The sequence below is a fragment of the Streptomyces sp. GC420 genome, assembly GCF_009916105.1.
Taxonomy (GTDB): Bacteria; Actinomycetota; Actinomycetes; order Streptomycetales; family Streptomycetaceae; genus Streptomyces.
Genome location: NZ_JAAAXQ010000361.1, coordinates 1 through 7,866 on the forward strand (window position 1 = coordinate 1; position 7,866 = coordinate 7,866).

Here is a 7,866-nt window from a genome sequence, read left to right on the forward strand (position 1 = left end):
CCGTGGGGGTCCGGGGGACGGCGGGCGGGGAGCCGGCGTACTTCCCGCCCGCCGCCGTCTAGGGGTGGTTCCTCGCGGGGAGTTCCTTGATCCGTACGTCGCGGAAGGACACCTCGTCGCCGTCACCGTGGTTTTGGATGCCGATGTGTCCTTGGCGCAGGCTCCGCGCCGGGTCGCTGTTGGTGAAGTCGTTGATCTTCACGCCGTTGAGCCGTATCCGCAGCCGTTCGCCCTCGACGCGGATCTCGTAGGTGTTCCACTCCCCCGGCGGGTTGAGCGCCCGGTCCCGCTTGGCGATGTCGGCGGACTGGAAGCTGTAGACGGACCCGGTGGTGCGTTCGGGTACGTCGCTGGCGTCGATCTGGATCTCGTAGCCGTTGTCCACGGCCGACCAGGGGTCGTCGGAGGCGGGGAAGCCCACGAAGACGCCGGAGTTGTCGTCCCCCGTCAGCCTGAAGTCGAGCTTCAGCGAGTACGCCTGGTACTCCTCGGCGGCGTACCAGAGCATGCCGAGGCCGCCTCGGGTGGTCAGGCTCCCGTCGTCCCCGAGCTCGAAGGAGCCGGGTCCTGCCTGCCGCCAGCCGTCGAGGGAGCCGGGTGTGCCGTCGAAGAGCGGCGTGTAGCCGTTCTCCGGGCGGCAGTCGGCCCGGGCCGCGCCCGTGGCCCAGCGGATGCCTCCGAGCAGGTGTTGCCGGAAGGCCGGTTCGGCGTACGACTCCTTGGTGTGGCCGCCCCCGGTGTAGAAGGCGCGGCCGCCCCGGTAGTCGCGGCACCAGGCGATGGGGTGGTCCTCGCCCATCGTGCCGCCGCTGTAGGAGGCTTCGTCGAGGGTGGCGAGGACGTGCGCGTCCTGGCGCGGGTTGGAGCGGTAGTTGTACCACTCGTCGGTGCGTTCCCAAAGGGACGCCAGGTGGGCGGTCGCCGGGTGGGACCGGTCCTCGACCTCGACGGTGGCCTGCTGGATGGCCGGGTGCGACTGGAAGTACGCCCCGGCCAGCCCGGCGTAGAAGGGCCAGTCGTATTCGGTGTCGGCGGCCGCGTGGACGCCGACGTAGCCGCCGCCGGCGCGTATGTACCGCTCGAAGGCGGTCTGCTGTGCCGGACCGAGGACGTCTCCGGTCGTGGACAGGAAGACGACGGCGTCGTAGCGCGCCAGGTTGCCCCTGGTGAACGCGGACGCGTCCTCGGTGGCGTCGACGGTGAAGCCGTGTTCGGCGCCCAGTGCCCTGACGGCGGCGATCCCGTCGGGGATCGAGTCGTGCCGGAAGCCGGCGGTCCTGGTGAACACCAGAACCCGTTGCTCCTCGCCCCTGTCCGGGGCCGCGGCCCCGGCCTTGGCCCCGGCCGCGGCGGACCCGGGGACCGGGGCCCCTTGGGCAGGGGACTCGGAGGCGGCGGGACCCGAGACGCAGCCGATGAGCAGCGCCGCGGCGGCGAGCGAGGTGGCCAGTCGTGCGCGTGCGGGGATGTCCATGTGGGTGGCTCCTTCCTCGGTCGTCGGTCAGCCGACGGTGAACGCGAAGTCGTCGACGTCGTACAGCGCCTGCCCGGCGGTGCCCTTGAAGACCAGGTAGAGCGTGGTCGTCCCGGCCGGCGGCCGGTTCAGGGCGGCGGTGACGTCGGTGAACGTCTCCCAGGATCCGGTCGGTTCGACGGTGGTGCTGCCCAGCAGCCGTCCGCTCGCGGAGCCGCTGCGTATCTCGAGCGTGCCTCCCGCGCCGTCCGAGGAGACCCGTGCGGTCAGGGAGGTGGCGTTGCCGAGGCGGTAGGGGCTGAAGGAGATCCAGTCGCCGTCGTGGATGTCGCCCACGGTCTTCCCGCCGTGCGCCTCGGTCTTGTCGATGACCGAGATGCCCTGGGAGTCGCCGAAGTGCTCGGCCTGCCGGTGTACGGGCTGGACCACGTTCTGGTCGTGGGTGGTCAGCGGTTCCTGCCCACCGCCGCCGCCGTCGGTGTACTCGGCGTCGAAGACCCCGAAGACGTTGGCGTCGGGGTCGTGTTCGCCGTCGGCCGTCGTCCGGATGGTGCCGGAGCAGCCGTTGGCGGAGGTGACGGGGTGCCCGTGGCTGTCGTGGCCGAGTACGTAGGTGACCTTGACCTTGGCGCAGTCGATGGTGCGGTCCTCCGGGTCGGTCACCCTCACCTTGAAGGGGATGGTGTCACCGAAGGTGAACAGCTCTCCGTCGCCCGGCAGTTGGAGGGTCACCCGGGGTGCGGTGTTGCCGACGACGACCCGTACGTCGGCCGAGCCGGTCCTGCCTCCCGGGTCCTTGGCGGTGACGGTGGCGGTGTAGGTGCCGTTCCGGCGGTAGGTGTGGCGGGGGTTGGCGGACGTGGAGGTGGTGCCGTCGCCGAAGTCCCACGAGTAGGTGAGGGCGTCTCCGTCGGCGTCGGTCGACCCGGCGGAGGAGAAGCGGACCCGCAGCGGGGCCTGGCCGGAGGTGATGTCGGCGCCGGCCTCGGCGACCGGCGAGTGTCCGTCGGTGGCGTTCTCGATGCGGTAGAGGCCGGAGTTGTCGTCGCCGCCGAACCAGGCGGTGCCGTAGTCGAGGACGTACAGCGCGCCGTCGGGTCCGAAGGCCATGTCCATCACCTGGGTGCCGGTCCAGGGGAAGGCGCTGATGGACCGCACGGTGCCGTCGGCGTCGTGCTCGATGCGTTTGATCCAGCGCCGTCCGAACTCACCGGCGAAGAAGTCCCCGTCGTAGCTCGCGGGGAACTTCACGGGAGAGTCGAGGGAGGCGTCGTGGCGGTAGACCGGTCCGCCCATCGGGGACTCCGAGCCGCTGCCGAACTCCGGTACGGAGTCGCCGTCATAGGGGATCCAGGCGGCCTGCGCGGGCGGCAGCTCGGTCAGGCCCGTGTTGTGCGGGGAGTTGTTCCTGGGGACGGCGCAGTCGAATGTCTCCCCCGAGGCGCCGGTCGCGAAGTCGTGGTCGACGTAGGGGTCGTTGTCGCCGGTGCAGTACGGCCAGCCGAAGTTGCCGGGGCCGGTGAGCCGGGCGAACTCGACCTGGCCCGCGGGCCCGCGCGCGGGGTCGGCGGAGCCGGCGTCCGGTCCGTAGTCGCCGACGTAGACGATGCCGGTGGGCTTGTCGACGCTCATCCGGAAGGGGTTGCGGAAGCCCATGGCGTAGATCTCGGGCCGGGTCTTCTCGGGGCCGGGCGGGAAGAGATTGCCCTCGGGCACGGAGTACGAGCCGTCGGCCGCGACCTTGATGCGCAGGATCTTGCCGCGCAGGTCGTTGGTGTTGCCGGAGGTCCGCTGCGCGTCGTACGCCGGGTTGCGGGTCGAGCGTTCGTCGATGGGCGTGTAGCCGTCGGAGGAGAAGGGGTTGGAGTCGTCGCCCGTCGACAGGTACAGGTTGCCGTCGGCGTCGAAGTCGATGTCTCCGCCCACGTGGCAGCAGATGCCGCGGGTGGCGGGCACGTCGAGGATCTTCTTCTCGCTCGCGTTGTCCAGCGTCCCGTCCTCCTCGAGGACGAACCGGGAGAGCCGGTTGACGCCGTCGTACGGGGTGAAGTCGGCGGCCGTGCCGTCGCTGGGCGCGTCACCCGCGGGGGTGTCCAGGGGCGGTGCGTAGTAGAGGTAGATGAACCGGTTCTCCTCGAACGCGGGGTCGACACCGACGCCCTGCAGGCCTTCCTCGTCGTGCGAGTAGACGGGGATGGTCCCGGCGAGCTTCGTCGTTCCGGCCGCGTCGGTGATGCGCAGTTCGCCGTCGCGCGAGGTGTGCAGCACCCTGCGGTCGGGCAGGACCGCGAGGCTCATCGGTTCGCCGACCTCGAGCTCGCCCTTGGCGAGCGTGACCTGCTGGAAGTCCTCGGCCGCCGCTGCGGGGCCGGCTGCGGCCCGTACGGATCCGGTCGGGGCCGCCGCGGGGTCGGCGCCGGCCGCCGGCGCGGTGATCGCGAGGCTGGTGCCTGTCAGGAGTGCGCCGGCGAGCAGCGCGAGCGGTTTGCGGAGTCGGAGTCTGGGCCTGTCTCTGTGCACGGAAATGTCCTCCGGATTGCCGGATTGCCGGGTGAACGGCCTGGACGGCGCCCGCCGCAGCGCCGGAGATGACATGAGCGCAGAGGTCTCGATGACCTGTACACATCAGGAACGTAGCCGCCTTTGTCCAGAACGGAAAGCCCTTGTGCAACCACTCGGACGACTTCTTCTCACTCATGGACAAAGCTCGTCGGGGCAGGACTGACCGGCCCGGCGGCCCACTGGCCCGCCGCCGGGTCCCACTTGCCGTCCTCCGTTACTCGCCGCCTCCGAAGGCCGCGTCGAAGGACGCCTCCGGCGGATCGAAGTCGTACGCCCTGAGGCGGGCCAGCGCCTCCGGAGCACCCGTCAGGCGGTCCATGCCCGCGTCCTCCCACTCCACCGAGACCGGTCCCTCGTACCCGATCGAACGCAGCATCCGGAAGACGTCCTCCCACGGCACGTCCCCATGGCCCGCCGAGACGAAGTCCCAGCCGCGCCGTGGATCGCCCCAGGGCAGGTGCGAGCCGAGCCGTCCGTTGCGCCCGTCGAGCCGCCTGCGGGCCTCCTTGCAGTCCACGTGGTAGATCCGGTCCCGGAAGTCGTAGAGGAATCCGACCGGGTCGAGGTCCTGCCAGACGAAGTGGCTCGGGTCGAAGTTCAGGCCGAAGGCGGGCCTGCCGTCCACGGCCTGGAGTGCCCGCACCGTCGTCCAGTAGTCGTATGCGATCTCACTGGGATGCACCTCGTGGGCGAAGCGCACGCCCTCGGCGTCGAAGACGTCCAGGATCGGGTTCCAGCGTTCGGCGAAGTCCTCGTAGCCCCGCTCGATCATGCCGGGCGGTACGGGCGGGAACATGGCGACCAGGTGCCAGATGGAGGAGCCGGTGAAGCCGATGACGGTCCGCACGCCGAAGGCTGCCGCGGCGCGCGCGGTGTCCTCCATCTCGGCGGCGGCCCGCCGCCGCACGCCCTCGGGCTCCCCGTCGCCCCAGATGCGGGCGGGCAGGATGCCCTTGTGCCGCTCGTCGATCGGGTGGTCGCAGACGGCCTGCCCCACGAGGTGGTTCGAGACCGCCCAGCACTTCAGCCCGTACTTCTCGAGCAGCTGGTGCCGCCCGGGCAGGTAGCCGGGATCGGAGAGGGCCTTGTCGACCTCGAAGTGGTCGCCCCAGCAGGCGAGTTCGAGGCCGTCGTAGCCGAAGTCGCGGGCAAGGCGGCACACCTCCTCCAGCGGGAGGTCGGCCCACTGGCCGGTGAACAGGGTGAACGGTCGTGGCATGGGATCGCTCCTAGCCCACCTCGGTGGGTGGCACGGATACGGGAGTCGGGAGGACCGGCACGGTGCGAGGCAACGGGGGTCACGGCGAAGGCTGGCCCACGGGGGTGTAGACGCTGTTCTTGCCGGCGCTCTCCTCGACGGCCGCGAGCACCCGCTGCACCTGGAGCCCGTCCGCGAAGGAGGGCAGCGGCTGCTCGCCGGAGGCGATGGCGTGCACGAGGTCACGCGCCTGGTGCACGAACGTGTGCTCGTAGCCGAGTGCGTGGCCCGGCGGCCACCAGGCCTCCAGATACGGGTGCTCCGGCTCCGTCACCAGGATCCGGCGGAACCCCGAGGAGGCCGCGGGTTCCGTGTGGTCGTGGAACCACAACTCGTTGAGTCGTTCCAGGTCGAAGGCGAGCGAGCCGCGCTCACCGTTGAGTTCGACGCGCAGCGCGTTCTTGCGGCCCGCGGCGAACCGGGTGGCCTCGAAGGAGGCGAGCGCGCCCGAGGCGAGGCGGCCGGTGAACACGGCGGCGTCGTCCACGGTCACCGGCCCGCGCGGGGCGCCGCCTGCCCGGCCGTCCTCCGCGGCGCCGCTGCCGGCCAGCCCGGCGGGCGACCCGGCGGACAGCCCGGCGGAAGCGGCCCGGGGCAGCGGCCGGTCCTTCACGAAGGTCTCGGTCAGCGCGCACACACCGACCACCGGCTCCCCCGCCAGGTACTGCGCGAGGTCGACGATGTGCGCGCCCAGGTCCCCCAGCGCGCCGGAGCCCGCGGACTCCCTGCGCAACCGCCAGGTCAGGGGGAACTCGGCATCGACGAGCCAGTCCTGAAGGTACGTCAGCCGGACGTGCCGCAGGGCGCCGAGCCGGCCCTCGGCGACCATGGAGCGGGCCAGCGCCATGGCCGGCGTACGGCGGTAGTTGAACCCGACCATGGCGATCCGCCCCCGCTCGCGGGCCCGCCGCGCCGCCTCGGTCATGGCCTCGGCCTCGGCGACCGAGTTGGCCAGCGGCTTCTCGCACAGCACGTGCTTGCCCGCCTCCAGGGCGGCGATCGCGATCTCGGCATGGCTGTCGCCCGGGGTGCAGATGTCGACGAGGTCGACGTCGTCCCGCGCGACGAGGTCCCGCCAGTCGGTCTCGGCGGCGGCCCAGCCGTGCCGGTCCGCCGCGGCGCGCACGGCCACCGGGTCGCGGCCGCAGATGGCCGCGAGCACCGGTCGCAGCGGTAGCTCGAAGACCCGGCCGGCGGTGCGCCAGCCCTGGGAGTGGGCCGCTCCCATGAACGCGTATCCGACCATGCCCACACCCAGCGGGGTCTGCGCGGTCTGCGCCGCGGTCTGCGCGGTCTGCTCCATACGGGGTTCCTCCTCAAGATCGCGGATGTCGCTCGGCGGTGGCGCGTCACGCACCGCTCACTTGAAGCCCGTCGGCAGGTAGTCGTCGACGTTGTCCTTGGTCACCACCGCGGAGTAGAGGGTGATCGAGGCGGGGATCTCCAGTTCGGACATGCCGCTGACGCCCTTGCCCTGGCCGAGCGCCCGCGCCAGGTCGATGGCCGAGGCGGCCATGGTGGGCGGGTAGAGGACGGTGGCCTTCAGGACCGAGTCGTCGGCCTTGATGGCGTTCATGGCGTGCGCCGAGCCGGCGCCGCCCACCATCAGGAAGTCGTCCCGGCCGGCCTGCTTGATGGCCCGTTCCGCGCCGACTCCCTGGTCGTCGTCGTGGTTCCACAGCGCGTCGAAGCTCTTGTGCGCCTGGAGCAGCTGGGCCATCTTGGCCTGCCCCGACTCCACGGTGAACTCGGCGGCCTGACGTCCCACCAGTTCGATGTTGGGGTAGTTCTTCAGCGCGTCCTTGAACCCCTGGGAGCGCTGCCTGGTCAGTTCCAGGTTGTCGAGCCCGGCCAGTTCGATGACCCGCGCCCCGTCCTTGTCCCGCAGCCGCTCGCCGATGAACCGTCCGGCGTTGAGCCCCATGCCGTAGTTGTCGCCGCCGATCCAGCAGCGGTACGCCTGAGGGGAGTTGAAGATGCGGTCGAGGTTGACGACGGGGATGCCCGCGCGCATCGCCTTCAGCCCGACCTGGGTCAGCGCCTTGCCGTCGGCGGGGAGCACGACGAGGACGTCGACCTTCTTGTTGATCAGCGTCTCGATCTGACCGATCTGCTGGGCCGTGTCGTTGGAGCCCTCGGTGATCTCCAGGGTCACGTCCTCGTACTTCTCCGCACGCTGCTTGGCGTTCTCGTTGATGGCGTTGAGCCAGCCGTGGTCGGCCTGCGGACCCGCGAAGCCTATGGTGACCGCCTTGCCCGGCTTCTCGTCCGCGGCCGGCCGGTTGTCCGCCGCGGCGGGCTCGTCCTTGGACTCGTTGCTGGTGCAGCCGGTGAGCAGGGCGGCCGAGACCGCGGCGGTGCCGAAGAGGAGCCCTCTGCGGCTGGTTCCCGGGATGGCGGGGATTTCGGGCATGGCGGTGGGACCCTTCGTCGTCGTAGGGCTGGGGAAGCGGTGCGTCAGGACGCTGGGCGGGCCGGCCGGAGGCGCGGCGGTCGGCACGGTCGGAGGCCGGGCCGTCGGGGCGGTCGGAGGCTGGGCGGTCGGGCCGGCCGGAGGCGCGGCGGTCGGGGC

At 71.3% G+C, this 7,866-nt stretch carries 5 protein-coding genes; all 5 read right to left on the minus strand.

Annotated features, from left to right (window positions below):
* Positions 1-58 precede the first annotated feature (58 nt).
* The gene (locus tag GUY61_RS30980; protein ID WP_166633568.1) at positions 59-1,474 is read right to left on the minus strand and encodes a ThuA domain-containing protein; all 1,416 of its coding nucleotides are present in this window, start codon (positions 1,472-1,474) and stop codon (positions 59-61) included.
* A 27-nt stretch (positions 1,475-1,501) separates the two neighbouring features.
* Positions 1,502-4,069, minus strand: coding sequence for a PQQ-dependent sugar dehydrogenase (locus GUY61_RS30985; RefSeq protein WP_166633569.1), 2,568 nt, complete (start codon positions 4,067-4,069; stop codon positions 1,502-1,504).
* A 181-nt stretch (positions 4,070-4,250) separates the two neighbouring features.
* Complete coding sequence (locus tag GUY61_RS30990) at positions 4,251-5,255, minus strand: sugar phosphate isomerase/epimerase (RefSeq protein ID WP_166633570.1); 1,005 nt, start codon at positions 5,253-5,255, stop codon at positions 4,251-4,253.
* A 79-nt stretch (positions 5,256-5,334) separates the two neighbouring features.
* Positions 5,335-6,597: a Gfo/Idh/MocA family protein gene (locus tag GUY61_RS30995; protein WP_166633571.1), complete on the minus strand. Its 1,263-nt coding sequence runs from the start codon at positions 6,595-6,597 to the stop codon at positions 5,335-5,337.
* A gap of 57 nt (positions 6,598-6,654) precedes the next feature.
* Positions 6,655-7,707 (minus strand): substrate-binding domain-containing protein, encoded by a 1,053-nt coding sequence (locus GUY61_RS31000; protein ID WP_166633572.1) that lies wholly within the window; start codon positions 7,705-7,707, stop codon positions 6,655-6,657.
* Positions 7,708-7,866: the final 159 nt, after the last annotated feature.